The organism is Corynebacterium sp. HFH0082, from assembly GCF_000411235.1.
GTDB classification, from domain to species: domain Bacteria; phylum Actinomycetota; class Actinomycetes; order Mycobacteriales; family Mycobacteriaceae; genus Corynebacterium; species Corynebacterium jeikeium_D.
In genome coordinates, this window is record NZ_KE150404.1 from 2,421,165 (window position 1) to 2,447,313 (window position 26,149).

Sequence of the window (26,149 nt, forward strand, 5' to 3'; positions counted from 1 at the left end):
TGACTCACAGGTCTCGTTTGGTTTGTTCCGTTTCTACAGAAGGAAATTTCCTATGCTTAAGGGCTTTAAAGAGTTCATCATGCGCGGCAACGTCATCGACCTGGCGGTCGGTGTTGTCATCGGTGCTGCGTTCACCGCAATCGTCACTGCTTTCACCGACAGCCTGCTCGAGCCGCTGCTGAACACCATCGGTGGCGCAGAGGTCACTGGCCTTGGCTTCGAAATCATCAGCGGCAACCCGTCGACCTACCTTGACTTCGCAGCTGTCATCACCGCAGTCATCAACTTCCTGCTGGTCGCAGCGGTTGTCTACTTCGTCATCGTTGCTCCGATGAACAAGTTCAACGCGATGCGTGAGGCTCGTCTGGAGACCTCCGCTGAACCGGAGGTCACCGAGGCTGACCTGCTGACTGAGATTCGTGACCTGCTGGCAGAGCAGAACGGCAAGCCGAAGACGGAGCTGAACTAGCCTCTAGCTGCTAGTTGCGAGCTTCCGATAAGAAGCTAACTAACGCTTTTTACACAGCGCTCATCCCCAATGGGGTGGGCGCTGTTTTGTCCAGTAGTCCGCATCAAAATCACGAGCATCCTCCGGGGATTCATCGTGGTAGTGCACTGTGCGCGCAGTTTTCGCACTGCGCGACTGGGCAAAGTTTTTCGCCGGTGCACCTGCGCGGCGACGCTGCCTACGGCTGCCACTGCGCGGCGCGGCTTGCTCTTGCTCTTGCTCGGGCTGATTGGGATGTTTGGCGTCGCCCATTCCTAGACGCTCCAGCGGCAGAGGTCATCAAGCACATGTGAGACCAGCGGGAGAATTGTCGCCATGCCATCGCGCACTGCTGCGCGAGACTCCGCGAGATTGACAATCACTGTCTGACCGGACACACCGGCCAAACCGCGGGACAGCCCCGCATCCAAGGCGCCAGCTCCCATACCGGAGTTACGAATAGCCTGCTCGATGCCCTGCAGCCGCACATCGAGAACCTTGCGAGTGGCATCCGGAGTCTTCGCACGAGGACCAACTCCAACACCGCCCACCGTGACGACCAAATCGGCGCCACCGACAACAGCGGTATCTAGAGCCTTCCGGATCTCACGCTTCACTGCACCCGTGCTGACCACGGCATCGACCGAGTAGCCGTCTTCTTCCAACAGCTCAACCATGAGCGAAGCCGCACCATCCGGGTTCTCGAAATGGTCGCCCACGAGGACAACGAACGCATTTCGGACCTGGCCGTCGTCGTTGATAAGACGCTCCATCTCAGCGAGGTTGACGTCACTTGGCTCAGTACTCACGGTTTCACTCATCTGCTCTATCTCGCTTTCTCCCACAGCTTTTCACTCGAAGTTTCACTCGAAAACTCTTCTACAGATGGTGAGGTACTCACTCCACCACGCTGCCTATCAATCCTGGGCTTCTGCCAAGGTGACATCGACCGTTCGCTCGTTGCCGCCTCGCTCATCTGTAACTGTAAGTGTGACAGAATCCCCGATCCGATGCGACCGAATAGCCGCAATTAGTGCAACGCCGTTGTCAAGTGTGCGGTCATCAACCTTGGTAATCAGGTCACCATCTTTCAGCCCCGCTTTATCAGCTGGGCCACCTGGCGTTACCTCTCGCACCAGTGCACCACGTGCAATCGGACGCGAATCAATCTGGGCGCCAATGACAGGCATCCGCGCCTTGCCGGAATCGATCAGGTCTTCCGCTATGCGACGAGCCTGATTAACCGGAATTGCGAAACCAAGGCCAATGCTGCCCGCCTGTTCCGATGCCTCACTGTTAGAGGCAATCACGCTGGGCACACCGATGAGGTTGCCTTCCATGTCCACTAGCGCTCCGCCGGAGTTACCCGGATTAATCGCCGCATCGGTCTGGATTGCATCAATGACCGAGGACTGACCGTCTTCACCAGCGGCGGTCACCGGACGGTTCTTAGCGGAGACAATGCCCTGCGTAACAGTGGAGGTCAGTCCCAGTGGCGAACCAACGGCCACCACTTCCTGGCCAACCTGAACCTGCGAGGAGTTGCCCAGCGAGATTGGTCGCAGCCCGTTAACACCTTCAATTCGAATAACGGCAATATCCGTAGCCGCATCCCCTGCAACCAGAGTTGCCGGGTGCGTGGTGCCGTCGGAAAGCAGGACTTCCATATGTGCGTCCGGACCCGCGCCTGCAACGACGTGATTATTCGTCAGCACCAGACCGTCGGACGACAGAATGGAGCCTGACCCCGACGCCGTGCCCCGCTCCGAGGCAGTGGTGATGGAGACGACACTGGGAAGGACCTTCTGCGCGACCTTCTCCACGGACCCCTCAGCTGCTGCTACCTGACGGGTTTCCGCAGGCTTATCCAGCGCGTTGTCCGCGGGGGCCGACGACTGCGAGTTGTGAACTACCCATGCGCCGACACCGCCACCGATACCGGCCGAGCACAGCATCAGGGCAGCGACTGCCAGCGCCCCCATGCCCTTAGCCCCCTGGGCACCCTTGGTCTTCTGCTGATTGGCCGCAACGTCCCACTCTGAACCGCCTCCGTAAGCGCCGTTCGGCTGAGACGGGATGGTGTTGTAGTGGGAATTCTCCCAGCCGCGCTCATTGACAGAAAACTGGTTTGTCTCACCAGCATCCCCCATGGCACGGTTCTCGCTGAAGTTGTGAGATTGCGAGGAGTAGTGTCCCCGCTCATCTCCCCGCGAGGAATCGTTGAAAGAGTTGCTCATACGTAATACCTTGCACTGTCTGTCTAACAATTGGCTGAGAGCAGTCTGCGGTCTCGCCGATAATTCCCCGAATGAAACACCGAATCCCCGCCACACACTTCCTTAAAAGGCCGCGCGCAGCGGGGATTACATCAGCTTTGACGTGGGGTTATGCGTTTCTAGCTAGGCTCTTGAGCTGAATCGGAGTCGTCACCTTTTCCGCTGTGCGGACTGCCCGGCAGAGTCACTCGCATCAAGGCACCGCCATCATCGGACTCATCGGCAGTAATCGTGCCCCCGTGGCGGACGATGACCGACTTCACAATGGCCAAGCCCAGGCCGGATCCAGGCATCGACCGCGACTGAATGGAACGGTAGAAACGCTCGAAGACCTTGTCTCGATCTTCCTTCGGGATACCTGGCCCCGAGTCCGCCACCGTGAATTCAGCGACAACCTCGCTGAGCGGCGTTAGACGAACCCGCACGGTGCCATTTTCTGGTGACCACTTTGCAGCATTGTCCATTAAGTTCAAAACTGCGCGACCAAGACCCGCCGAATCCCCGTAGACATACCACGGAGCTGTCTGCACATCGAAGGTAATATCCGGACGACGACGCTCAACACGCGCCAGCGACGTGGAAATGATTTCGTCGACATCGACATGCTCAATAACCTGTTGCGGGCCATCTTCGCGTGCCAGATCAACCAAGTCACCGACCAACGTCGACAACTCTTCCAGCTGTGCGATGACGTCAGCTTCCAGATCCGCGCGATCCTCATCCGAGATTGCCGCTCCCGAACGGGAGGCCATCATCAGCAGTTCAATATTTGTGCGTAACGACGTCAGCGGAGTCTTCAACTCATGACCAGCATCTGCAACCAGCTCCGCCTGCTTAATGCGCGACGCTTGAAGTGCAGCCAACATCTCATTGAAGCTGCGGGTAAAGCGCGCAAGCTCATCATCGCCCTCCACAGGGATTGGGCGCAGCTCGTCGGTTTCCGTCACTCGCTCCGCAGCAATGCGCAGCCGAGTGACCGGGCGCAGACCCGTTGTTGCCACCGTAATACCTGATCCGATTGCGAAGAGGATTCCGATAGCAGAGATACTCAGCAGCACTGCACTGAGCGCTTTCAAGACCGACTGCGTCGAGCTCAGATCCTGAGAAAGGATCAGCGTCGCACCGTCTTCGGAGCGGACGGCGTATACACGACGGCCGTTGTACTCATCGGTGCGAATCGATTCCTGTCGATTCCCCCGCAACACCGCAAGTTCGGGGCCACCAATAGAGATTGAGCCACCGCCTTTGCCCGCCACACTGCCGTGGGCAAAGTACACCGCGTCCAGATCGGGGTTCAGAATCCTGTTCGAGTCCGCTTCAAAGGAGGGGCCAATGGCAAACTCCGAAGCGTACGGTGACATCAGCAGCTTTTCCGCCTGGTTACGGAGGTTACTGTCCACCTCGCGGTATAGCGCTGCCTGCACAGTAAAAAAAGCAGCCAGCGTCATCAGCCCCACCGACATCGCCACAATGAGCGCTGTCAGAATAGTCAGCCGCCAACGCAGCGAAGGGATACGCGAGCTCCGCGGCAGGCCGGGAAGCGATTCCCCTGCCATCGTCTCAGTATTCGCGGACTTCTCTTGCTTACCGACGGTACCTTGCCCCGGATTGGCCTCCGTGGCAGAACGCTGATTTGATTGCACGCCACCGCCGGTCGAACGACGACGGCGCAACATCACGGTGCGGTCTCCCGCATCACATAACCGACACCACGAACGGTGTGAATCAGACGCGGCTCTCCCTCTGCCTCCGTCTTGCGCCGCAGGTAGCCAATGTAGACCTCCAGCGCATTGCCGGACGTCGGGAAGTCATAGCCCCAGACATCCTCCAAGATGGCGGTACGGGAGAGTACACGCCGCGGGTTGCTCATCAGCAATTCCAGCAGCGCAAATTCTGTACGAGTGAGGCTAATGCGGCGTTCACCGCGGAAGACCTCACGAGTTTCCGGGTCCAGGGAGAGATCCTCAAACTGCAGAGTTGCGGCATCCTCCATCGCAGGCACTTCCAAAGCAGAACGACGAAGTAGCGAACGGACACGAGCGAGCAGCTCTTCCAATGCGAACGGCTTGGGCAGGTAGTCATCTGCGCCGGCATCAAGACCAGCTACGCGTTCGGAGACCGAATCACGTGCAGTCAACATCATGACCGGCAGATCATCGCCTTCGCTGCGCAGCCGACGGCAAACATCCAGGCCGTCCAGCTTCGGCATCATGACATCCAAAATAGCCAAATCCGGACGATCCTTGGCAATCTTTTCCAAGGCCTCTGCGCCATCCTCGGCGAGCTCGACCGTGTAGCCATTAAAAGTCAACGATCGCCGCAACGCTTCGCGTACCGCTTGATCGTCATCAACTACCAAAATCTTCATACTGCCCATTGTGCCTTGAAAATATAAGGTGAGTGTAAATGTGACACAGATTCTTCGTGAGAGTGCTCCCATAAAACCTGGCCATAGAACTGAAAAACCTCACCCCATCGCCGAGTACAAGCGATGGGGTGAGGTTTAAAAAGCTCTTTATCAACTGTTCCTTACGCACTGAACGCACTCTGGGCGCGCGAAGCGCTTCGCGGTTCAGCGAGGAACGTTGTCAGCATCCTAAAAGATGCGCGTTAGAACTTCTCGACGTCAACCAGGCCGAGCTGAACAGCCTTGGCGATGCGACGAGGAACGTTGTAGACGCGGCCGTTTACCTTGACTTCCTGGAGAGCGACGTTGTTGCTCTTCCACTGGGAACGGCGAGCGCGGGTGTTAGCACGCGACATGCGACGCTTTGGTACTGCCATTTTCTTATTCCCCTCCTATTCTTAGTTCTTCTTCGCGCGGCGAATGCGGTTACCGTAACGGCGCTGGAACTTCTCGACGCGACCAGCGGTGTCCATGACACGCTGAGCACCGGTCCAGAACGGGTGCGACTCGCTGGTGACGTCAACGACGATCAGCGGGTACTCGTTACCGTCTTCCCACTCGACAGTGCGGTCGGAGGTGGCGGTGGAACGGGTAAGGAAAGAGTGACCCGTGCCTGCGTCCTTGAAAACCACCGGGTGGTAATCAGGATGGATGTCCTTCTTCATTAATTCTCGTTTCCCTCAGGATTGAACTTCAGGTCGCTTTCCCCCAGCTAAGAGTGAGAGAATCGTGCCTGAGTTGGGTACGAACACGACTTACAATGACACGTACCGGGTCAATATTTCTATAAACCGGCATGTGACACTCGATGGAATATTACAGGCTCGAGCCCGAAAATTAAAAAAGGGCCCTGCACTAACGCCCGTCGACAAGCACGAACTCTATGACGACCCGCGAGAGTCGCGCCGAGAAAACCACAGTGGAACAGCGATTAGGTTATCCCGCAACTCGTGTGTAAACTGTTCTCTCGCTGTTGTCTAGTTATTCGTTTTACGCGCTCAGCGTCGAGTGTCAGTGGGCAGCGCCCCGGAAAAGGCCAGGTGGATTCCTCGGTTATTCAATAGTCCGGCGTGGCGCACCAGTGATGTCGGCATTGGGCGGCAAGGAAGCAAAGGAATCCCTATGTCGGCGATTTGCCAGGTTACGGGACGCAAGCCGTCTTTCGGCAAGACCGTGTCCCACTCCCACCGGCGCACGTCGCGCCGTTGGAACCCCAACGTGCAGCGTAAGAAGTTCTACCTCGCCTCTGAGGGGCGTCACATCACTCTGAATGTGTCCCCGAAGGGTCTGAAGACCATCGACAAGTACGGTATCGAGGCTGTTGTTGCTCAGATTCGTGCACGTGGGGAGAAGATCTAAAAAATGGCACGTAATGACATTCGTCCAATCATCAAGCTGAAGTCCACTGCGGGCACCGGTTACACCTACGTGACCCGTAAGAACAAGCGCAATACCCCGGACCGTATCACCATTAAGAAGTACGATCCGGTTGTCCGCAAGCACGTCGAATTCCGCGAGGAGCGCTAATTCATGGCTAAGAAGTCCAAGATTGCCAAGAACGAGCAGCGCAAGGAAATCGTCGCTCGTTATGCAGAACGTCGCGCTGAACTGAAGCGCATCATCAAGTCCCCGCACTCCACTGACGAAGAGCGCATGGACGCACAGTACGAGCTGAACCGTCAGCCGCGTGACGCGTCCCCGATTCGCGTCCGCAACCGTGACGCTGCAGATGGTCGCCCGCGCGGCTACCTCCGCAAGTTCGGTCTGTCCCGTGTCCGCGTTCGTGAGATGGCCCACCGTGGCGAACTCCCGGGCGTCCGTAAGTCCAGCTGGTAAGTCGAGGAGCACCAATGAAGCGCAATCACTCTAACAAGAAGGCGCGGATGGAGCAGTCCCGCCGCCCGAAGAAGAACCCGCTCAAGGCCGCAGGCGTTGAGAAGGTTGATTACAAGGACATTAACCTGCTCCGCCAGTTCATCTCTGACCGTGGCAAGATTCGTTCCCGCCGCGTCACCGGTCTGACTCCGCAGCAGCAGCGCCAGGTCGCTACCGCTGTGAAGAACGCCCGCGAGATGGCACTCCTGCCGTTCACCAGCCGCTAAAGATGGCTGGTCGGCGGGAGCCGATCATTCGAACACCCGCCGAAAGGCCTTATTTACGCGCTGGCCGCATGACGATACATGCGATAACAGCGTAAAACGGACTCAGTCCTTCCCCACCGAGGGGATTGGATTGGGTCCGTTTTTTATTGTCTAAAATATGCACTTATGCCCGCTCTCACCGAAATATTCACCGGCTTTGGTTCCGTCGCAGTACTGATCATTGTTGGCTGGTTGTTTGGGCGCAGTGAGATCGGCGATAAGCGGGCATCTTTTACCCTGAACATGGTCGTGTTCTGGATCGCGATGCCGTGCATGCTCGCGCACACTCTCGCAACGGCGGATTCGGCGAGCATCTTCGGTTCGGCGTTTGGTGTCGCGGCACTGTCGGCGCTTGGCACGGCGGCGTTCTACCGGATTTTTGTGGCGCCCATGTTCAAACAGCGCGGCGCCGATGCTGTGGTCGGCGCGATGTCGACGAGTTACAACAACGTCGCTAATCTCGGCGTGCCCATCGCAGTCGCAGTGCTTCACGACGCTACCGCCGTCGTCCCAGCCCTTATCTTTCAGATTGCCTTCTATGCGCCCGCTTCCATGACGGTGCTGGAAATCCTCACCAACCGCGGCCATTTCCGACCGCGCAATGTCATCATGGCACCGCTGAAGAACCCAATCTTTCTGGCGGCGATGGTGGGGCTTGCGGTTAATGCGTTTGCTATCGAAGTACCTCAGTTCGTAGCGCATCCAGTGGGGCTATTGGGGCAAGCCGCAGTGCCAATGGCACTTCTGGCCTTCGGTATTAGCCTGCATGGCATGCCGTTTATGGAAGCCGGCCGCTCCCCTCGTCGCGCCGTCGTGGTGGCGTCTATGCTGAAGCTTTTCCTCCACCCCGCGCTCGCTCTGCTGTTCGGTCATTTCGTCTTCGGTCTCAACGGGCATGCGCTGCTGGCAGCTGTGATTATCGCCGGCCTGCCGACAGCCCAGAACGTCTACACCTTCGCCTCCCGCTTCGGCCGGAACCTTGAGCAGGCGCGCGATTGTGGCGTGATTACGACGATCGCCTGCTTGCCGACGGTCCTGTTGTTCACCCTGCTATTGAGTTAGGCGACTCTTCCCGACGGCCTGGAGAGAATCTCGTTACCCTTGGAGGCGTGGAGATTCTGAAGACACTTCTCGAGGCCGACCCGTCCGTGCCTCGTTTGACCTGTTATGACGAAACTACCGGCGGTCGTACCGATTTATCGGCCCAAACCCTGGACAACTGGGCCAGCAAGATCGCCAACATGCTGCACGATGAGTTCGACCTCGTCGCCGGAGACCAAGTATGGATTGACTTGCCGTTGATCTGGCAGTCCGCCTGCATCATCCTGGGCTGCGAGCGTGCTGGCGTCACCGTTAGCGATGAGGAGCCGCTGGTCGTATTCACCACTGTCAGCAACGTCAGCACGTGGGAAGAGAAGTTCCCAGATGCCTACCTCGCAGTGCTTACCGACGATCCCTTTGGCCGTGGTGTCGTGGAATGCGGTGATGATATTCCACCGGGAGTCATTGACTTTGGTCCGGAAGTTCGTTTCCACCCAGACGCATATCTAGGCGCAGGCCCGGACTCCGACCAAACCCCCGTTATTGGGGAGAAGTCGGCTGCAGAACTGCTTTCATCTGCTGGCGATTACGCGGACGAGATGCAGCTCACGACCGGTTCCCGCGTCGTTTCCGACGGCTGGCTGGTGCCTGATTCTTCACAGGTCACCGCAGATAAATGGGCACGTAATGTGCTGTCGGCTTGGGTTCGTGGAGGTGCTGCCGTCGTCGTGCGCGGTGGTGATAGCGAGCGTGTCACTGCTATTTCTACGGCCGAAAAAGCCCGTGTGATTTAGTCGCAGCTGTCCCGTCGAGAAGCGCTCTAAGTAGTCGCGATAACCTGGAAACCGTGATTACCCGACCATATATTCTTGCGATTCTCGCCCTCATCAACGTCTTGGGCGCACTGGCTGTATGGGATCTGAGCCCATGGTGGTGGATTCTGATGGCCTTCATCCTCTTCCTGGATGTTGTGGCTATCTATGACATGCTTCAAAAGAAGCACTCCATCTTGCGGAACTTCCCGGTCATCGGCCATCTGCGCTACATGGGTGAGACCATTCGCCCTGAGATGCAGCAGTATTTCATCGAGCGCAACTTCGACGGCGCTCCGTTCGACCGCGATACTCGTACCGTGGTCTACGAGCGTGCGAAGGGGCTGTCCTCGAAGAAGTCATTCGGTACTGAGCGAAAGATTAATGCGCCCGGCTACGAGTACGTCCGCCACTCGATGGCGCCGAGCCAGCACGTCATCGAGGATCCGCGCGTAGATATTGGCGGTCCGGACTGCGCCCAGCCGTACTCAGCGTCTGTCTTCAACATCTCAGCCATGAGTTTCGGCTCTCTGTCCCCTAACGCTGTCATGGCAATGAATAAGGGCGCGAAGCTGGGCAACTTCGTACAGGACACCGGCGAGGGCGCTATCAGCCCTTACCACTTGAAGTATGGCGCAGACCTCTATTGGCAGCTGGGGTCCGGATACTTCGGTGCACGTACTGAGGATGGCGACTTCGACCCGGAGCTCTTCCGCGAAAAGGCTAAGATTCCGCAGGTCAAGGCAACCTATCTGAAGGTTAGCCAGGGCGCAAAACCTGGACTCGGCGGCATGCTGCCAGGTCACAAGGTCAACGAAGAGATTGCGGCTACTCGCCACGTACCAGTTGGCAAGGGCGTGATGAGCCCTCCGTACCACCGCGTCTACTCCACCCCGCGTGAACTTGTTCGGTTTATGGGCACCATGCGTGAGCTCAACGGTGGCAAGCCGGTCGGTTTCAAGCTGTGTGTTGGCTCCCAGCTTGAGTTCCTCGCCGTGTGCAAGGCCATGCTGGAAGAGAACATCACCCCGGACTTCATCATCGTCGACGGCGCTGAAGGCGGCACCGGTGCTGCACCGCTGGAATACTCCGACCGCGTTGGCCTGCCGCTTACCGACGGCCTGATTCTCGTCCATAACGCGCTCGTAGGTGCCGGTCTGCGCGATCGCATTAAGCTCGGTGCGTCCGGCAAGGTCATTACTGGCTTCGATATTGTGAAGCGCATGTGCATCGGTGCTGACTTTGTGAACTCGGCTCGCGGCATGATGATGGCCACCGGCTGTATCCAATCTCAGCTATGTCATACAAACACCTGCCCGGTGGGTGTGGCTACCCAGGATCCGAGCCTGTGGAAGGCCCTGGATGTCGACGACAAGGGTCAGCGTGTGGCCAACTATCACAATGCCACGGTCGCGGAAGCAGCTAGCCTGTTGGCATCGATGGGCCTGAATAGCTTCTCTGAGCTGGGGCCGTCCCACCTGCTGCGGCGCACCAATGAGCAGGTCGGTGAGACCTACGCGGAGCTCTACAACTGGCTGCAGCCAGGCGAGCTGCTGAGCGGAACTCGCTTCCACAACTGGGCCGAAGCCTGGGAGACTGCCGACCCGGACACGTTCCACTACCCCGCAGTTCATATGCGCGGGTAGTTCGGGGCTGGTTGCGCGCCCTACTCACCCATCAGCTTCTTGCGCAGACGCTCGTCCTTCGCCAGAACTTCATCGCGCATGTTGGCCTGGTAGTTCTCCATCGCCACAATGAGCTCCGGGTAACCGGCCGAGAGAATACGCACAGCCAGCAGGCCAGCGTTCTTAGCGCCGCCCACACCGACGGTTGCCACCGGAACGCCGCCCGGCATCTGAACGATTGACAGCAGGGAATCGACACCCTCCAGGTTCTCCAACGCGCGTGGCACGCCGATAACCGGCAGCGGAGTGGCCGACGCAACCATGCCCGGCAGGTGTGCTGCACCACCGGCGCCAGCGATAATGCAGCGCAGCCCCTTGTCAGCGGCGGACTTTGCGTAGTCAATCATGCGTTCCGGAGTGCGGTGTGCAGAGACCACACCTACCTCAAAGGGAATTCCGAACTCAGCCAAGACCTCCGCTGCGGGCTCCATGGTCGGCCAATCCGAGTCCGACCCCATAATCAGACCGACCAGCGGACCGGTTACGTTGGCCAACTTCGGGCTTGCCACCTGGTTTGCTTCAGCCAATGTTGTCTCCTTGAGATAGCAATCTAATTCTTATACAGCGCCAGCCACCTATGCGGTGTAGCCGTCTGCCCACACGCCATCGACGATGTAGCCAGCAGCGAGGTTGGCAACCCGCCGGGTCTCCGCGATGCCTTCCGGGCTTGCGTCGTAGCCGCACAGGTTGACGTGCCCCAGCTTACGTCCAGGGCGCCAATCCTTCCCGTACCAGTGAATCTTCGCTGATGGGAAACGACGCCATACCTCAGCAAAACGCTGTGAAATAGGTACATCCGAGGCCTCATCGCCACCGAGCGTATTGACCATTACCGTCACCGGCGCAGTCGGGCGAGTGGAACCCAGTGGCATGTCAGCAACTGCACGCAGGTGCTGCTCAAACTGGCTGGTCTCACAGCCGTCCTGCGACCAGTGACCAGTGTTGTGTGGCCGCATGGCCAACTCGTTGACAAAAATCTCCGGATTGCCGTCAGCATCGACGGTTTCGAACAGCTCAACTGCCAGCGCGCCGGTTACTCCCAGCTCGGAAGCGATGGTCACACTGAGCTTTTCGGCCGCTCTCGCAAGGTCGTCGGCAAGCCCTGGCGCCGGGCAGATTGCCTCAACACAGATGCCGTCACGCTGCACGGACTCGAGGACCGGCCAGGCCTTGACCTCGCCCGACGGCGTGCGCGCACACATGGCCGACAACTCACGAACCAGCGCGACCTTCCGCTCGGCCATCAGCGGCACGTCCTTGCCCAGCAGTTCGTCGACAAGCGCACGCAGATCCTCGCGGTCCTTCGGGAACCACACGCCGTGACCGTCGTAACCGCCGCGGCGAGCCTTCAGGCAGACGGCACCGTCAACGCGGTCGAAGAATGCTTCGGCATCCTCGGCGGACTCAATTGCAGCGTAGGCAGGTACTGGAGCGCCCAGTTCCTCCAGGCGCTGGCGCATCAGCAGCTTATCCTGCGCGTACAGCAACGCCGACGGCTGAGGCTGAACCGAGTAGCCCATCTCGGTCAGCTTGTTGAGGAATTCGGTGGGAACGTGCTCATGGTCGAAAGTCACGGCCTGCGCACCGGCGACAGCGCGCTCAACATCTTCCCAGACGTGGTAGTCGCCGATGATAACGTCCGCACACACCTGCGCTGCGGAAGCATCCGGCGAACCGGCGAGCAAACGGATGGACTGTCCCAGCTCAATGGCCTCAGTCTGCATCATACGAGCCAGCTGACCGTCACCAATCACCGCCACAACCGGCACGCCATCAGCATGCGCGGGATGCTGCGCAGCAGTTAGCGCTGCAGCGGAATTAGAAGTGGAATTAGTGGAGTTTTCAGGGGTATCCGAAGCAATCACACCCCTGATTGTAGGTTATGACCCAAAATTCTAAGTCAACCGGGAGACCAACTTAGCCACCTTGCGGGAGCTGGGAATATCTTCTACAGCCAGCGGCGGGCCGAAACTGCGGGTGTGCAGATACAACACGCCGCCCTTGCGATTGACCGCACGCACCGAACGCAGATCAATCGAGACCACCTGCGGGCGCAGAATGCCGCGGCGCAAAATAATCCGCCTATCAGTCAGCACAAACCGCTCCCCCAGCCAACTTAGTACCGGACGAACGACGCGCCAGAGAATAAGCCCCAGCCACGCGAAGAGCAGCAGCTGACGCACACCTTGCAGATCTCCCGGAGCAATCCCAGGGCCGTCGATAAAACCAATCAGCAACCAGCAGACGCCCGTGATAACCATGAGTTCCAAGAGCGGCCACACCAGCCGACCAAAAGTTGGATTGGTGTCCAGCAGAATTGCCTCGCGCGTGTCCAACTCATCATCGGGAAAGGCCATACAGCACTACCCCCGCTCCGAATCAGCCTGCGGGGACGCATAGCCGCCGTCAGTGGCACGAACATGGAACACGTCACCGGCCGCAACAAAGTGACTTGTGCCAGCTTCATCGGTGACGATCAATTCGCCGTCGGCACGCACGCCAACCGCCTTGCCCACCAGCACGCGATCCCCCGGCAACTCCACGCGCACGTTCGAACCGATGGTCGCGCACACCGCCTCGTAGTCCCGCAGCAGCTCCGCATCGCCCTTTCGCCACTGCGCTTGACGACGTCCCAGCGCACGCAGCACACCAGCGGAGATGTCGTCGCGGTCGAGGTTTTCCGCTCCCGCCAGGTATAGCGAAATGGCGTGTGGCACCGGCAGCTCATCTTCCTGCAGGGAAACGTTGATGCCGATTCCCGGAATGAGAATTGGCGGTGTCAGCGACGCGGCCTCCACCAGAATTCCGCAGAGCTTACGACCGTCAACCAGGACATCGTTCGGCCACTTCAGGGAAACGCGTTCAGGCGCAAGACCCGCAACTTCCACAACAGCATCGACAACTGCGAGGCCCGCGACTAACGGCAACAGACCCAGTTGCTCGGGTGCGAGCCCTTCCGGGCGCAGCAGCGCGCTGAGTGCAATGGACGCACCCTTCGGGGCCGTCCAACTACGACTCAGTCGACCGCGACCTGCGGTCTGCTCCGAGGCGATAAGCGCACTGAGATCTGCCACCTGCCCCAGTGCCGCCTGTTTCCGAAGATCAGCGTTGGTCGAACCAGTGGTTTCGACAACCTCAATGGAATTCCAGCCCGGCGCGGCTGCGCGCACACGCGTGGCGTCAAGAGGCTTGCGGGAAGCAACAATCCTGGGGTTGGTCATGCACAGCAGTCTAGCGCCATGGCCGGATTCACTGAGTCGTGACCTTTCTCAAGAGCTCGACAGCGTGAGAATCATCACAGCTCGCCTGCTTTACTATTTTCCTTCCCAAACACTACATTCCATAACATGACTATTTCCTCACGTTTGGCGGCGGAGCAACACACCACCGCTTTTCTCAATGAAGACCTTCTACGCCGACGCACTGCTGCACTGACTCCGATGGGGTCGCGGGGCTACGACAAGCTCAAACTGACTGAGCGCATGAATGCCCGCGAGCGCATTGACTACCTGCTGGACGAAGGATCTTTTGTCGAATTTGATGCGCTAGCCCGCCACCGCACTACCGCATTTGGGATGGAAGCCAAACGCCCCGTGACCGACGGAATCATCACCGGCTGGGGAACCATAGACGGCCGTGAGGTCTGCATCTTCTCTCAGGACGGCACAATCTTCGGTGGTGCACTCGGAGAGGTCTACGGCGAAAAGATGGTCAAGATTCAGGAACTTGCCATCACTACCGGCCGCCCCCTTATTGGCATGTACGAAGGCGCCGGCGCCCGCATCCAAGATGGCGCAGTCTCACTGGACTTTATTGCCCAGACGTTCCACCACAACGTTCGCGCCAGCGGCGTCATTCCGCAGATTTCAGTCATTTTTGGTGCCTGTGCGGGCGGAAATGCCTACTCCCCAGCACTGACGGACTTCGTTGTCATGGTGGAGGAAAGCTCCCGTATGTTCGTCACCGGCCCTGACGTAATCGAAACAGTCACTGGCGAAAAAATCAGCCAGCACGAGCTCGGCGGCGCCGACACCCATATGGAGATCGCCGGAAACTCCCACTACACCGCCACTAGCGAGCAGGATGGACTCGACTGGGTCTGCGATTTGCTGGACTACCTCCCCAACAACACAACCTCCCCCGCGCCCAGCTGGGATTCCGATGCCAGTGACGAAATCACCGACACTGATCGCACCCTCGACAGTCTCATTCCCGACAGCCCATCCACGCCGTACGACGTGCATGAAGTCATCTACGCGCTTTGCGACGATGCGGAGTTCCTGGAAATCCAGGAAAACCGGGCAGCCAATGTCGTAATTGGCCTTGGCCGTCTCAATGGTCAATCTGTTGGGTTTGTCGCTAATCAGCCCATGGAATTCGCGGGCTGCCTAGATATCGATGCAGCGGAGAAGGCCGCGCGATTCGTCCGAACCTGCGATTGTTTCAACATTCCACTCGTCTTTCTCGTAGACGTACCCGGCTTTCTCCCCGGTTCAAATCAAGAACACCAGGGAATTCTGCGCCGTGGCGCTAAATTGCTCTATGCGTATGCAGAAGCAACCGTTCCTAAAATCACCGTCACCATGCGCAAGGCCTATGGCGGTGCTTATTGCGTGATGGGGTCAAAGGGGCTCGGCGCGGATGTAAATCTGGCTTGGCCGACGGCACAGATCGCCGTGATGGGCGCCTCTGGCGCAGTACGCTTCCTCCATCGTGCCGAGATTCGAACCGCCACCGAAGCAGCTCTCGCAGCAGATCCAGCGGCCGATAGATTTGGCACTCCCGAGAGTGTGAAAGAACTCATTGCTGAACTGGAAATGGGATACGAGCAACACATGCTCACGCCTTATCGTGCCGCCGAACGGGGGTTAATTGATGAAGTCATCCTCCCCTCCGAGACACGAACTCGAGTGATAAAAAATCTGCGCCTGCTAACTTCAAAGAAAGTACCGTGGCCTGCGCGCAAGCACGGCAATATTCCACTGTAAGAGCAGGCTTTTTGCTGTACAACGAGCTAGTCATTACCCCTACTTTTGTTAACAGCGATTGCCCCCAACTACCTCCCCCCGTTTTCGAAACGTAAACTAGTTGGTATGACGACTGCCGCAAATACATCAACCGGTGAAACCCCGGATTTGACCACTACTGCTGGAAAGCTGGCCGATCTGCGAGCCCGTCTCGCAGAGACCCAGGCTCCAATGGGCCAGGCCAGCATTGACCGCGTCCACGACAAGGGCAAGATGACCGCTCGTGAGCGCATCGAGTTCCTCTTGGACGAGGGCTCGTTCGTGGAGGTTGACGCTCTCGCACGTCACCGCTCCAAGAACTTCGGCCTCGACGCCAAGCGCCCTGTCACTGACGGTGTTGTGACAGGCTACGGCACCATCGATGGCCGCCAGGTCTGTGTCTTCTCGCAGGACGGCGCCATCTTCGGTGGCGCGCTCGGTGAAGTCTACGGTGAAAAGATTGTCAAGATCATGGATCTGGCCATCAAGACCGGTGTCCCAATTATCGGCATCAACGAGGGTGCTGGTGCCCGCATCCAAGAGGGCGTTGTTTCCCTCGGCCTCTACTCCCAGATTTTCTTCCGAAACACCCAGGCTTCTGGTGTTATTCCACAGATCTCCCTGATCATGGGCGCCTGCGCTGGTGGCCACGTCTACTCCCCGGCTCTGACCGACTTCATTGTCATGGTCGATGGCACTTCCAAGATGTTCATCACCGGCCCGGACGTTATTAAGACCGTCACTGGCGAAGAGGTCACACAGGAAGAGCTGGGTGGCGCTGGTACTCACATGAGCACCTCCGGTACTTCGCACTACACCGCCGCTGATGACGAAGACGCTCTGACTTTCGTTCAGGAATTAGTCAGCTACCTGCCGTCCAACAACCGCGCTGAGGCTCCTCGCATGGAGGCTGAGCCGTTCGAGGGCTCCATCGCTGACAACATCACTGAGACTGACCTCGAGCTCGACACGCTGATTCCGGACTCCCCAAACCAGCCGTACGACATCAAGGACGTCATCACCCGTCTGGTCGACGACGAGGACTTCCTGGAAATTCAGGAGGACTACGCACAGAACGTGGTCATCGGCTTCGGTCGCGTGGAGGGTCGCTCGGTCGGTTTCGTCGCCAACCAGCCGATTCAGTTCGCTGGCTGCCTCGACATCAAGGCATCCGAGAAGGCGGCTCGCTTCGTCCGCACCTGTGACGCCTTCAACATTCCGATCATCATGCTGGTTGACGTTCCAGGCTTCCTGCCGGGCACCAACCAAGAGTTCGACGGCATCATCCGCCGTGGCGCCAAGCTGCTGTACGCATATGCTGAGGCCACCGTCCCGAAGATTACCGTCATCACCCGTAAGGCCTACGGCGGAGCTTACTGTGTGATGGGCTCCAAGGACATGGGCGCTGACATCAACCTGGCATGGCCGACCGCTCAGATTGCGGTCATGGGTGCTTCCGGCGCTGTCGGCTTCATCTACCGCAAGGAGCTCAAGGCTGCTGCGGCCGAGGGCAAGGATGTCGTCGCACTGCAGAAGGAGTACGAGGCAGAGTACGAGGCCACCCTGGTCAACCCGTACATGGCTGCTGAGCGCGGCTTCATCGACGCCGTTATCCCGCCGAGCGAGACCCGCGGCCAGATCATCGAGGGTCTGCGTCTACTGGATCGCAAGGTTGTTAACGTACCCGCCAAGAAGCATGGGAACATTCCGCTGTGACCGATTCCAAAAACACCCCAGCAACCGAAGACAAGGACGCCGCTACAGCCCCGGCTGCACCGTTCATGTCCGTCCTCAAGGGCAACCCGTCTGACGCTGAAACTGCCACGCTCGCGCTTTTGTTCGCAGGGATGGCAGCAGCCGGCGGCGCCCCAGAGGACCGCGGCCCGCGCAACAACTGGGGTCGGCTGGAAGAGGGTTTCCACCAGCCGCACCAGCACGTACCGGGCACGTTCCGCAACGTCCATTTCTACTAGTACAGCTACCGCTTAGCGCGTAGTCGTTACCGCACGCTAGCTGCGTCGATTCGCTAGCACAAAGCGCCACCATCGGGTTTTCCGATGGTGGCGCTTTGGTTTTTGTTACTGCCTTAGCCTTGACCACTGCTTATTACTAGCGTTGTTCACCCAGCGACTCGCCATCAAACTCGTCATCGAGCTCCCGGTCCAGCCGACGCTGATCACGGTTGCGAGCTACCGGCCACACCACCTTGAACAGGAAATACACAAACGCCAGACCGATGGCAGCACCCACCACAGCGCCGGCAATGAATCCCCACGATTCCGATAGTGCCCCACCAGCGCTTGCCTCAGAGAGCAATTGCACTCTGATAAAACCAATCAGCCACAGCCCAATGACGGCTACGAGTGCTGCAATCTCGCCTTTTGTAAGACCATTAATCTTCGGCATTGGCACTTGACGTCGCAACCACCGCTGCGAAAACAGGAGTCCAACCAGCGGCATCAAGATGATTGCCACTGTCACGCCCACCATCTTTGGCTCTGGAATGAGCCAAATCAGTACCGTTGCAAGCACGTAGTTAGCCCACATCATCATTGTGAACCCGTACGTGTAGGACTTATGCAGCAACATCTGCTGATACTCATCGTCCACCGTGGCGCTGTTGCGTTCAATTACGACATCCGCATAGGACATTGTCAGTATCCTTCCTCACCAAAAATTTCTTCGACTGTTTTTCCCAGGACCTTGCAGATACGCAACGCCAAATACACCGAAGGCGAGTAATTTCCCCGCTCGATATTTGCAATGGTTTGCCGCGAGACCTCCACCTGCGCGGCTAAATCCGCTTGGCTCAGCTCCAACCAGCGTCGGTATCTCCTGACCTGGTTCGAACGTTCTTCCCCACTCATCTGTGTACTTTCTTTAACTTGATGTCCACTTTACTTTACATCACTAGAAGGCAGCTGCCATCTAAAAAAATCTGCCTGTTCTTACAATCGGGCCAACCCCACGCATGTTTGCCACAAAAATTAGGCTTTACGATTCCGCCCTCACTAAAATCACTAACTATGAGCAGCCCCCGAATCGTCTTGGCTTCCACTTCCCCTTCGCGACTGCACATTCTCCGCTCTGCAGGCATCGAGCCCATCACAGTAGCGCCCAACGTCGACGAGGATGCCGTAATCACAGCCCTTCCGGACGCATCGCCGGTACGCATCGTCGAGGAACTCGCGCAGGCCAAGGCACACGCTGCCTCTCCGGCCTACCCCAATGACATTGTCATTGGCGGGGATTCAATGCTGCTTCTCGACGGGCAGTTGCAGGGCAAGCCCCACACGGAAGAAAAGACCATTGAGCGCTGGCATCAACAGAGTGGCCGGACGGCTGAGCTGATTACTGGTCACTGTGTCGTGACACCAAAGGGCGAGCACCTTGAGGTGGCGATTACTTCCCTCGATTTCGCTGAAGTCCCAGAAGAGGACATCCGTGCCTACGCTGCGACGGGCGAGCCGCTGAAGTGCGCTGGCGCGTTTACTTTGGAGGCTCTAGGCGGCTGGTTTGTCGATGGCATCAATGGCGACTCATCCAGTGTGATCGGACTGTCGCTACCTGTCGTGCGCCGAGCTCTGTATCGCTACGGCTATTCGGTCTCCCAGTTCTGGAATCGGTAGGCATCGCAAGAACCGTCGAAAAGCAAAAACCGCACCAATTTGGTGCGGTTTTCCTAGCTGTTGAGACTACTTGTTAGCAGCCTCAACGCGCTTGATGGCCTCCTGAGCAACAAGCTCCTGGATACCCATATCCAGCTCGGAGGTGAAGCCAACACAGGAGCAGTTGATCTCGCCGAGAACGTAGGTGTCCTCGCCGTTCTCGCCGTCTGCCAGCATGAAATCAGCGGTCCAGATCAGCGGGATATTGTCGCCACCGAGGTTCTCGGCAATGACCGGGCGAGCCTCAGCAAACATGTCGATGAGGTCCTGCCACTCTTCCGGCTTGTTGTAGGTGTACTTCGCGCCAGAGAACAAGGTTGCGGAGAAAGCGTCGCCGCCCTCGGCCGGCTTCTTGTGAACCACGAAGACCGGGTGCGGGCCGACCAGCAGAATGCGAATTTCGCCTTCGGTGATGCGCGGCATGAAGCGCATGTCCACAAGCATGCCGTTATCGCCGATGATGTACTGGTCGCAGAAATCCATGAACTCGCCGAGCTCACGAGTCTCAGTGTGATTGTCCACGGCCTCGGTGCACTTCAGCTTGGTGTTTAGCGGCAGCGGGGTGCCCGGCTCAACGTTCTTAGCAACCTCTTCGTCAGCGATGCGCACGCGCCAGATGCCGGATCCGGTGGAGCCACGGTTCTGCTTAAGGACGCGCTCGCCGTAGGACAGGGAGGTCGGGAAAGTGCTGTGGAATGCCTCGACGTCGTAGTAAGCAGCGGTGTCAGACGGAACCAGGTCAGTATCCTTGAGCTTGACCAGTGCGTCCTTTGCGCCGTAGGCCATCATCTCGCCCGGGGTGGACATACCAACCAAACCAGCGACCGAGAGACTGGTCAGAAGCTCGAAGTAGCCCCTCTCACCACCCGGGATGTTGCCCGGGTTTACGCGGGAGATGTAGCCGTCGAAGTTCTGGGAGACGTAGTCGTACAGGTCGTCCTTCCACTCCGGTCGGTAGTAGACGACCTCAGCGGACCAACCGGCTTCGCGGATAGCGTTGACGATTGGCATGGTGTCCTTGCGGTGTCCGTCGAAGTACTTGTCCGAGCCGCCCTCGATCTCGAATACAACAATGTTCTTGTGCACAGGCACTCCTTTTAAGAAAATACATGGACTTCCGGCACTCAATTGTCTCCGTAACGCAGCGAATACCCAGGCAGACAGCCCATTTCAGCCCATTTTCCAGTGATACGAATCAACACAGTTTTTGCGCTAACTCTCAGCTAAATTTTAGGGCACTACCTGGACTCCAAGCGCGCTGAAAACACTGCTTTTACCCCCAACTGTGAGGCGTATCCCAGGGTGGCCGCGGACGCAATTGTTGCCGTCGGAAAGCGCTCACACTGGGGACTATTCCGCCGTTCGCCACGCGACCCGTAAACTAGATATGCAATTGACGATAAACGTCAGAAAGTCCCACCCACCCAACTTGCGCCAAGGGAGTATCCGATGGCTGTTCCGCACGACCCGCACCCCCAGTTCCAGCAGTACGCCCACCCTGAGCGCCTCGTCTCTAGCTCCTGGCTTGCTGCCCGACTGGGCTCTCCCGGTCTGCGCGTTGTTGAATCCGACGAGGACTCACTGCTTTACGACATTGGACATATTCCGGGCGCGGTTCGCATCGACTGGCATCACGACCTCAACGATCCTGTGCGCCGCGACTATATCGACGCCGAAGGCTTTGCCGAGCTCATACGCGAGAAGGGTATCTCGCGCGATGACACCGTCGTAATCTACGGCGACAAGTCCAACTGGTGGGCCGCCTACACACTCTGGGTTTTCGAGCTTTTTGGGCATCCCGACGTGCGCCTGCTTAACGGTGGCCGCGATGCCTGGATGACTGAAGAACGAGACACGAGCTTCGAGGTCCCCAATTACCCACGCACTGACTACCCTGTCGTCGAGCGCGACGACAAGACACTGCGCGCCTACTTCAGCGATACACGTGAGCTCATTGGAAAGGCTCCGATTATCGACGTGCGCACTCCGGAGGAGTATGCCGGTGCACGAACCCACATGGTCGATTACCCACAGGAAGGCGTCCTGCGTGGTGGCCACATTCCAACCGCGGTAAACATTCCATGGAATCAGTCCGTTCACCCGAACTCGCGTTTCCGCGATCGCGAAGAGCTCGAGCAGATTTACGCGCACGTCCAATTTGAAGATGAGGCGATTGTCTACTGCCGCATCGGCGAGCGCTCCGCGCACACCTGGTTTGTACTGCACCACCTGCTCGGCCACGAGAATGTTCGCAACTACGACGGCTCGTGGGTTGAGTGGGGCAATATGATTGGCATGCCCATTGCCCACGGTTCGGAGCCGGGAAGCCTGTAGGCGATCGACGCAACCGGTGGGCGCTTCCCCCACCGTTTTTCCAGCGTCAGCGGCTGACGCTACACCGGAGATTTAGTTTCCCCCTGCCGCCCCCAATCAAGGGGGCGGCTCTTGCACTCTTGGGTGATAATTTTAACCACAAACCTAGGTTTTTGGGCGGAAAATAGCCACTTCAGCTGCCCCCATGACCACTTGAACGCTGCTCAAGACCACAATCCCTACCCCCTTATGTAGCGAGCAAAAAGAGGTTGCTTACCGCACCTGTGACACAATGGAGACATTGGGTCACACGCTGTTAGCTACCGCGTGGTGAACCGCATTGCGGTTCACCACTCAGTTAACTGCAGTGCTGCTTGTGATTCCTACAAATGACTGTCGCAACCTTGCCCCGAGGGCCAATTCTCGGGGTGCCCACGAAAAATGGAGGATTTCGTGTCCGAGCAGACCACTGAAAAAATCACGAAGGTTCTCGTCGCCAACCGTGGCGAGATTGCCGTTCGCGTTATTCGCGCTGCGAAGGACGCCGGCATTCCTTCCGTCGCCGTTTACGCTGAGCCGGATGCGGACGCTCCTTTCGTGACCATGGCGGATGAGGCTTTTGCTCTCGGTGGCACCACTTCCGCTGAGTCCTACCTAGTTTTCGACAAGATTCTGGACGCCGCAAAGAAGTCCGGCGCTAATGCCATCCACCCGGGATACGGCTTCCTGTCGGAGAACGGCGACTTCGCTGAGGCTGTTGAGAACGCTGGCCTGATCTGGATTGGCCCGTCACCAGAGTCCATCCGCGCCCTGGGCGACAAGGTCACCGCTCGTCACATCGCGCTGAAGGCTGACGCTCCAATGGCTCCAGGCACCAAGGAGCCAGTTAAGGATGCAGACGAGGTCGTCGCGTTCGCTAAGGAGCACGGTCTGCCAATCGCCATTAAGGCCGCTTTCGGTGGCGGTGGCCGCGGCATGAAGGTCGCACACAAGATGGAAGAGGTCGCCGACCTCTACGAGTCCGCTACCCGTGAGGCCGTTGCGGCCTTCGGTCGCGGTGAGTGCTTCGTAGAGCGCTACCTGGACAAGGCACGCCACGTCGAGTGCCAGGTTCTCGCTGATAAGCACGGCAACGTCGTTGTCGCCTCCACCCGTGACTGCTCGCTACAGCGTCGTTTCCAGAAGCTCGTCGAGGAAGCACCCGCTCCGTTCCTGACCCCAGAGCAGGATGAGCGCCTGCGCCAGTCCGCTAAGGACATCTGCCGCGAGGCTGGCTACTACGGTGCGGGCACCGTTGAGTACCTGGTTGGCGCTGACGGTCTGATTAACTTCCTCGAGGTCAACACTCGTCTACAGGTGGAGCACCCGGTCACCGAGGAAATTACCGGCCTCGATCTGGTCCGCGAGCAGTTCCGCATTGCTGAAGGCAAGGAACTGTCCATCAAGGAAGACCCGGAGATGCGCGGTCACGCTTTCGAGTTCCGCATCAACGGCGAGGACGCCGGCAGCAACTTCATGCCGGCTCCGGGCACCATCACCAAGTACGTCGAACCGTCCGGCCCGGGTGTCCGCATGGACACCGGCATCAAGGAGGGCGACGTCATCGGCGGCCAGTTCGACTCCATGCTGGCCAAGCTGATTGTTTGGGGCGAGACCCGCGAAGAGGCCCTACGCCGCTCCGCTCGTGCTCTGTCCGAGTACCAGGTTGAGGGCCTGGCAACGGTCATTCCGTTCCACCGCCACATTGTGGAGAACCCGGCGTTTGTCGGCGATGGCGAGAAGTTTGACGTCTACACCAAGTGGATTGAAGAGGAATGGGACAACCCGATTGCTCCGTACGACGGTGACTCCGACGCTGACACCGACACCGTTCCGGCTCAGAAGGTTGTCGTCGAGATCGACGGTCGCCGCGTCGAGGTAGCCCTGCCGGGCGACCTGGCTCTGGGCGGCGGCAACGCTGGTGCCAAGAAGAAGAGCAAGAAGAAGCGCGCTGGCGGTTCCAAGAAGGCCGCTTCCGGTGACGCTGTGGTTGCTCCGATGCAGGGCACCGTCATCAAGGTCAACGTCGAAGAGGGCCAGGAAGTCTCCGAGGGTGACACCGTGGTTGTCCTTGAGGCCATGAAGATGGAAAACCCAGTCAAGGCTCACAAGGACGGCGTTGTCACGGGTCTGGCTACCGAGGCTGGCTCAGGTGTCGGCAAGGGCGATGTCCTGATGGAACTGAAGTAGTTCTAAAGCTCTAAGCGGGGCTGGTTGCGATGGGATTCGCAGCCAGCCCCGCTTGATTCTTTTCAGCCCCTCCCCCGGCGCCCTTAAACACTGTTCAGGACGTCTAGAGTGGACGGTATGGAACCCATGGAAGTAAATGCCGGCCGCTTCTACTGCCGTCCGCTGCGCCACGATTCCCGCGTCGATGACGCCCCGGTCGCAACCCAATTACTCACAGAATTGGCCCCTGACTCCGTCGCCGAGTTCCTTCGGAACTCCACCACCGAGTGGGAAAACGACACCGCCTACCGCTTTGCGGTTGCTGAGCAGACGAACGTCGAGATGCTCGCACTAGCAACCGTCGAGGTCATCAATGCCGACCACGTCAGCATCACCGTCCGTCCCGCAGGCGATCCCGCACGCGTGTTGCCTAACGACGATCAGGTCCTCACCAAGGTAACCGTCGCCGACGGCGTCGAAGCCGCCGAAAAAGCCCTCCACCGATGGGCAGAGGGCTTCTTGGGCAAGAAAGTCAGCTAGCCGAACTGGCACCGCTGCGACTGCTCAGTCCTAGGCGCCGGAACGCAGCAGGTAGATATCCATAATCCAACCGTGCTCCGCACGGAGCTTCTTTTTCAGCTCCGCAATCTCTTCGCCGACGTCGCCAACGCGACCACGGCGGAGCGTCTCCAGCTCCGTTCCCAGGAATGCACCCCAGAGAATCTCTTCCTCCGGGTCCGCGTGCTCGAGCCAGGCTGCACCGCCATCGAGCATCACCACCGCATCCATGCCAGGCGCACGCTCCCCCAGGCGCCGACCAGTGGTAATCAATACCGGCTTACCAATCTGGTTCAGGCACTCTCCATGCGCTGCGGTCAGCGCGGAAATCGCCGTCACACTGGGGATAACTCGCGAGCGCACGTCCAGCCCAAGGTCGCGGACGCGCTGCAAAATCCGCAATGTTGAGTCGTACAAGGAGGGGTCCCCCCAGACCAAGAACGCACCGCGGCGCTTGCCCTCTCGTCCGAGGTGAGCGACGAAGGCGTCGGCAAGCAGCTCTGCACGGCGCTGATGCCAGTCACGGACGACTGCGCCGTAGTTATCGGGCGTGCGGTCACGTGGCGGGTCGGGAACGGTAACGAGTTCGACATGCGGCGCATGCTTATCGACGATCGCCTGTCGCGCAGCCAACAAGTCCGCTTTGGCATCACCCTTGTCGAGAGCAAAAACTACGTCGACATCAGCAAGAGCGCCGATAGCCTCGAGCGTAATGTGGCTCGGACTACCGGCGCCGATTCCGATGACGTCTACATCGACATATCCGCTGTATACAGGGCTCTCGGCCTGAGTGCGGGCGGCGTCGTTTCGACTAGTGATTGGTCGGATCTCCCTCGTAACCGAACTGTTCAGCCATCTCATCTGGAGACAGGCCAGCCATCGAACCCTGGAGGTTAGCCGAAGCGGCCTGCTTCAAGTAAATCTCGCAAGCGTTGGCCATGTACTTGGAGTCGTACACGTTCATCTCCAGAATCGGAGTCAAAGAGCCATCATCTTCCATGCGCGAAACCAAAAGGTGCGGCTTGTCCGAGTCCGTGGTCATGGAGCACTTAATCTTGACACCGTTGACATCCGTGAAAGTTGGCTTAATCATATTGTCATCCTCCTCCAAAACAGCGACCGGAAAATAAGTAGCGCTGTTGCGACCGCAAGCGCAAGAAAGTCGCTCGTTATAAACCATGTTAGCCAGATTCCGGGCGGCACCGCCGAGCACAAAAGCACATGGGGGTAATAGCGAGCTTCCTGCATGTTTGCGTGTCAGGTCGAGGACCCAATTGCCACTAGAGCTCGCAGATGCGTTAAAGTGATGAAGTAATTTTCCGGCCGCCGAGAATGTGTTTTCACGGCTGTTTTACCCGGAAGATGATTGCCCTAGTAGCTCAGTGGATAGAGCACGGCTCTCCTAAAGCCGGTGTCGGAGGTTCGATTCCTCTCTGGGGCACAAATACCCTCGTGACCTTTTACATATAGGGCGCGAGGGTTCTTTGTTTTTCTCACGACCGGCCACTACGCCCCCTCCTGAGAACGCATCACCCAGCAATTTCCAG

Annotated in this window: 30 protein-coding genes and 1 tRNA gene; 16 read left to right on the forward strand and 15 right to left on the reverse strand. The window is 58.4% G+C overall.

Annotated features, from left to right (window positions below; translation table 11 throughout):
* Nucleotides 1–52: 52 nt before the first annotated feature.
* Nucleotides 53–469: a large-conductance mechanosensitive channel protein MscL gene (gene mscL, locus HMPREF1206_RS10420; protein WP_016423268.1), complete on the forward strand. Its 417-nt coding sequence runs from the start codon at nt 53–55 to the stop codon at nt 467–469.
* 293 nt (nt 470–762) lie between these two features.
* Here the strand turns inward: mscL and HMPREF1206_RS10430 are convergent, their stop codons facing one another.
* The 6 genes from HMPREF1206_RS10430 to HMPREF1206_RS10455 form a co-directional block, all read right to left on the reverse strand.
* Nucleotides 763–1,332 carry a molybdenum cofactor biosynthesis protein B gene (locus HMPREF1206_RS10430; protein ID WP_126108175.1) on the reverse strand — a complete coding sequence of 190 codons (570 nt, stop codon included), beginning with the start codon at nt 1,330–1,332 and terminating at the stop codon, nt 763–765.
* Nucleotides 1,333–1,404: 72 nt separating this feature from the next.
* The gene (locus HMPREF1206_RS10435) at nt 1,405–2,724 is read right to left on the reverse strand and encodes a S1C family serine protease (RefSeq protein WP_016423271.1); all 1,320 of its coding nucleotides are present in this window, start codon (nt 2,722–2,724) and stop codon (nt 1,405–1,407) included.
* 158 nt (nt 2,725–2,882) lie between these two features.
* Complete coding sequence (locus HMPREF1206_RS10440; RefSeq protein ID WP_016423272.1) at nt 2,883–4,439, reverse strand: HAMP domain-containing sensor histidine kinase; 1,557 nt, start codon at nt 4,437–4,439, stop codon at nt 2,883–2,885.
* The gene (locus HMPREF1206_RS10445; protein ID WP_005511429.1) at nt 4,439–5,131 is read right to left on the reverse strand and encodes a response regulator transcription factor; all 693 of its coding nucleotides are present in this window, start codon (nt 5,129–5,131) and stop codon (nt 4,439–4,441) included. The genes HMPREF1206_RS10440 and HMPREF1206_RS10445 overlap by 1 nt, the downstream gene beginning before the upstream one ends.
* A gap of 242 nt (nt 5,132–5,373) precedes the next feature.
* Complete coding sequence (rpmF, locus tag HMPREF1206_RS10450; RefSeq protein WP_005511439.1) at nt 5,374–5,547, reverse strand: 50S ribosomal protein L32; 174 nt, start codon at nt 5,545–5,547, stop codon at nt 5,374–5,376.
* Between the two features lie 21 nt (nt 5,548–5,568).
* Entirely contained in the window at nt 5,569–5,835 is a 267-nt protein-coding gene (locus tag HMPREF1206_RS10455) for a type B 50S ribosomal protein L31 (protein WP_005511390.1), read from the reverse strand.
* A 457-nt stretch (nt 5,836–6,292) separates the two neighbouring features.
* On the opposite strand from HMPREF1206_RS10455, the gene rpmB reads away from it, so the two are divergent.
* From rpmB to HMPREF1206_RS10490, 7 genes are all read left to right on the forward strand, one after another.
* The gene (rpmB, locus tag HMPREF1206_RS10460) at nt 6,293–6,529 is read left to right on the forward strand and encodes a 50S ribosomal protein L28 (RefSeq protein WP_016423274.1); all 237 of its coding nucleotides are present in this window, start codon (nt 6,293–6,295) and stop codon (nt 6,527–6,529) included.
* Between the two features lie 3 nt (nt 6,530–6,532).
* On the forward strand, nt 6,533–6,697 hold the full coding sequence (gene rpmG / locus HMPREF1206_RS10465; RefSeq protein WP_005511413.1) for a 50S ribosomal protein L33: 165 nt from the start codon (nt 6,533–6,535) through the stop codon (nt 6,695–6,697).
* A gap of 3 nt (nt 6,698–6,700) precedes the next feature.
* Nucleotides 6,701–7,006: a 30S ribosomal protein S14 gene (gene rpsN, locus HMPREF1206_RS10470; protein WP_005511414.1), complete on the forward strand. Its 306-nt coding sequence runs from the start codon at nt 6,701–6,703 to the stop codon at nt 7,004–7,006.
* 14 nt (nt 7,007–7,020) lie between these two features.
* Nucleotides 7,021–7,272 (forward strand): 30S ribosomal protein S18, encoded by a 252-nt coding sequence (gene rpsR / locus HMPREF1206_RS10475; RefSeq protein WP_005511410.1) that lies wholly within the window; start codon nt 7,021–7,023, stop codon nt 7,270–7,272.
* Nucleotides 7,273–7,437: 165 nt separating this feature from the next.
* Nucleotides 7,438–8,373 (forward strand): AEC family transporter, encoded by a 936-nt coding sequence (locus HMPREF1206_RS10480; RefSeq protein WP_016423275.1) that lies wholly within the window; start codon nt 7,438–7,440, stop codon nt 8,371–8,373.
* A gap of 47 nt (nt 8,374–8,420) precedes the next feature.
* The gene (locus HMPREF1206_RS10485) at nt 8,421–9,146 is read left to right on the forward strand and encodes a TIGR03089 family protein (RefSeq protein ID WP_016423276.1); all 726 of its coding nucleotides are present in this window, start codon (nt 8,421–8,423) and stop codon (nt 9,144–9,146) included.
* 53 nt (nt 9,147–9,199) lie between these two features.
* The gene (locus HMPREF1206_RS10490) at nt 9,200–10,810 is read left to right on the forward strand and encodes an FMN-binding glutamate synthase family protein (RefSeq protein ID WP_016423277.1); all 1,611 of its coding nucleotides are present in this window, start codon (nt 9,200–9,202) and stop codon (nt 10,808–10,810) included.
* A 20-nt stretch (nt 10,811–10,830) separates the two neighbouring features.
* On the opposite strand, the gene purE is transcribed toward HMPREF1206_RS10490, so the two are convergent.
* The 4 genes from purE to HMPREF1206_RS10510 form a co-directional block, all read right to left on the reverse strand.
* The gene (purE, locus tag HMPREF1206_RS10495) at nt 10,831–11,307 is read right to left on the reverse strand and encodes a 5-(carboxyamino)imidazole ribonucleotide mutase (RefSeq protein ID WP_042389458.1); all 477 of its coding nucleotides are present in this window, start codon (nt 11,305–11,307) and stop codon (nt 10,831–10,833) included.
* 117 nt (nt 11,308–11,424) lie between these two features.
* The gene (locus tag HMPREF1206_RS10500) at nt 11,425–12,714 is read right to left on the reverse strand and encodes a 5-(carboxyamino)imidazole ribonucleotide synthase (RefSeq protein WP_016423279.1); all 1,290 of its coding nucleotides are present in this window, start codon (nt 12,712–12,714) and stop codon (nt 11,425–11,427) included.
* A 30-nt stretch (nt 12,715–12,744) separates the two neighbouring features.
* Nucleotides 12,745–13,206 carry a PH domain-containing protein gene (locus HMPREF1206_RS10505; protein WP_016423280.1) on the reverse strand — a complete coding sequence of 154 codons (462 nt, stop codon included), beginning with the start codon at nt 13,204–13,206 and terminating at the stop codon, nt 12,745–12,747.
* 6 nt (nt 13,207–13,212) lie between these two features.
* The gene (locus HMPREF1206_RS10510) at nt 13,213–14,070 is read right to left on the reverse strand and encodes a biotin--[acetyl-CoA-carboxylase] ligase (protein ID WP_016423281.1); all 858 of its coding nucleotides are present in this window, start codon (nt 14,068–14,070) and stop codon (nt 13,213–13,215) included.
* A gap of 126 nt (nt 14,071–14,196) precedes the next feature.
* Between HMPREF1206_RS10510 and HMPREF1206_RS10515 the strand changes: the two genes are divergently transcribed.
* From HMPREF1206_RS10515 to HMPREF1206_RS10525, 3 genes are all read left to right on the forward strand, one after another.
* Nucleotides 14,197–15,837 (forward strand): acyl-CoA carboxylase subunit beta, encoded by a 1,641-nt coding sequence (locus HMPREF1206_RS10515; protein WP_016423282.1) that lies wholly within the window; start codon nt 14,197–14,199, stop codon nt 15,835–15,837.
* Between the two features lie 105 nt (nt 15,838–15,942).
* Entirely contained in the window at nt 15,943–17,571 is a 1,629-nt protein-coding gene (locus HMPREF1206_RS10520; protein WP_016423283.1) for an acyl-CoA carboxylase subunit beta, read from the forward strand.
* Nucleotides 17,568–17,828: an acyl-CoA carboxylase epsilon subunit gene (locus tag HMPREF1206_RS10525; protein WP_016423284.1), complete on the forward strand. Its 261-nt coding sequence runs from the start codon at nt 17,568–17,570 to the stop codon at nt 17,826–17,828. Before HMPREF1206_RS10520 ends, HMPREF1206_RS10525 begins: the two co-directional genes overlap by 4 nt.
* 136 nt (nt 17,829–17,964) lie before the next feature.
* Here the strand turns inward: HMPREF1206_RS10525 and HMPREF1206_RS10530 are convergent, their stop codons facing one another.
* Complete coding sequence (locus tag HMPREF1206_RS10530) at nt 17,965–18,507, reverse strand: hypothetical protein (protein ID WP_016423285.1); 543 nt, start codon at nt 18,505–18,507, stop codon at nt 17,965–17,967.
* Between the two features lie 2 nt (nt 18,508–18,509).
* On the reverse strand, nt 18,510–18,722 hold the full coding sequence (locus HMPREF1206_RS10535; RefSeq protein ID WP_042388872.1) for a helix-turn-helix transcriptional regulator: 213 nt from the start codon (nt 18,720–18,722) through the stop codon (nt 18,510–18,512).
* A gap of 159 nt (nt 18,723–18,881) precedes the next feature.
* On the opposite strand from HMPREF1206_RS10535, the gene HMPREF1206_RS10540 reads away from it, so the two are divergent.
* The gene (locus HMPREF1206_RS10540) at nt 18,882–19,484 is read left to right on the forward strand and encodes a nucleoside triphosphate pyrophosphatase (protein WP_016423286.1); all 603 of its coding nucleotides are present in this window, start codon (nt 18,882–18,884) and stop codon (nt 19,482–19,484) included.
* A gap of 66 nt (nt 19,485–19,550) precedes the next feature.
* Here HMPREF1206_RS10540 and HMPREF1206_RS10545 read toward each other — a convergent pair whose 3' ends face one another.
* Nucleotides 19,551–20,609: a Cj0069 family protein gene (locus tag HMPREF1206_RS10545; protein WP_016423287.1), complete on the reverse strand. Its 1,059-nt coding sequence runs from the start codon at nt 20,607–20,609 to the stop codon at nt 19,551–19,553.
* A gap of 363 nt (nt 20,610–20,972) precedes the next feature.
* Here HMPREF1206_RS10545 and HMPREF1206_RS10550 point away from each other — a divergent pair, with 363 nt between their 5' ends.
* From HMPREF1206_RS10550 to HMPREF1206_RS10560, 3 genes are all read left to right on the forward strand, one after another.
* Complete coding sequence (locus HMPREF1206_RS10550) at nt 20,973–21,857, forward strand: sulfurtransferase (protein WP_016423288.1); 885 nt, start codon at nt 20,973–20,975, stop codon at nt 21,855–21,857.
* A gap of 420 nt (nt 21,858–22,277) precedes the next feature.
* Nucleotides 22,278–24,065, forward strand: a complete 1,788-nt coding sequence (locus HMPREF1206_RS10555) for an acetyl/propionyl/methylcrotonyl-CoA carboxylase subunit alpha (protein WP_042388874.1) — start codon at nt 22,278–22,280, stop codon at nt 24,063–24,065.
* A gap of 117 nt (nt 24,066–24,182) precedes the next feature.
* On the forward strand, nt 24,183–24,584 hold the full coding sequence (locus tag HMPREF1206_RS10560; RefSeq protein WP_042388876.1) for a hypothetical protein: 402 nt from the start codon (nt 24,183–24,185) through the stop codon (nt 24,582–24,584).
* 30 nt (nt 24,585–24,614) lie between these two features.
* Here the strand turns inward: HMPREF1206_RS10560 and cobF are convergent, their stop codons facing one another.
* On the reverse strand, nt 24,615–25,463 hold the full coding sequence (gene cobF, locus HMPREF1206_RS10565) for a precorrin-6A synthase (deacetylating) (RefSeq protein WP_016423291.1): 849 nt from the start codon (nt 25,461–25,463) through the stop codon (nt 24,615–24,617).
* Nucleotides 25,414–25,695 carry a hypothetical protein gene (locus HMPREF1206_RS10570; RefSeq protein ID WP_016423292.1) on the reverse strand — a complete coding sequence of 94 codons (282 nt, stop codon included), beginning with the start codon at nt 25,693–25,695 and terminating at the stop codon, nt 25,414–25,416. Before HMPREF1206_RS10570 ends, cobF begins: the two co-directional genes overlap by 50 nt.
* A gap of 275 nt (nt 25,696–25,970) precedes the next feature.
* Between HMPREF1206_RS10570 and HMPREF1206_RS10575 the strand changes: the two genes are divergently transcribed.
* Nucleotides 25,971–26,043, forward strand: a tRNA-Arg gene (locus HMPREF1206_RS10575).
* Nucleotides 26,044–26,149 lie beyond the last annotated feature (106 nt).